Genomic DNA, 519 nt, shown 5'->3' on the forward strand with positions numbered 1-519 from the left:
ACCTCGCCGTCGCCGACGTCGTCGCGACGCTGATCAAGAACGCCAAGAAGATCAAGACCTCGGAAGAGGTTGCCCAGGTCGGCACCATCGCCGGCAATGGCGATGCTTCGGTCGGTTCGATGATCGCTGAAGCGATGCAGAAGGTCGGCAATGAGGGCGTCATTACCGTCGAGGAGGCCAAGACCGCCGAGACGGAGCTCGAAGTCGTCGAAGGCATGCAGTTCGACCGCGGCTATCTCTCGCCCTACTTCGTCACCAATGCCGAAAAGATGGTTGCGGATCTGGAAGACGCCTACATCCTCCTCCACGAGAAGAAGCTCTCCAACCTGCAGGCCATGCTGCCGATCCTCGAGGCTGTCGTGCAGACCTCGAAGCCGCTGGTCATCATCTCCGAAGACGTCGAAGGTGAGGCCCTTGCCACGCTGGTCGTCAACAAGCTGCGTGGCGGCCTGAAGATCGCTGCCGTCAAGGCGCCGGGCTTCGGTGATCGCCGCAAGGCCATGCTGGAAGACATCGCCA

1 pseudogene is annotated in these 519 nt (G+C 61.3%); it reads left to right on the forward strand.

Annotation, left to right across the window (positions count from 1 at the left end):
• Nucleotides 1–519 (forward strand): annotated as a pseudogene (gene groEL / locus NKJ84_RS33180) (chaperonin GroEL); the annotation flags it as partial.

Origin of the sequence: Mesorhizobium sp. M0048 (genome assembly GCF_040323405.1) — a bacterium.
Taxonomy (GTDB): Bacteria; Pseudomonadota; Alphaproteobacteria; order Rhizobiales; family Rhizobiaceae; genus Mesorhizobium.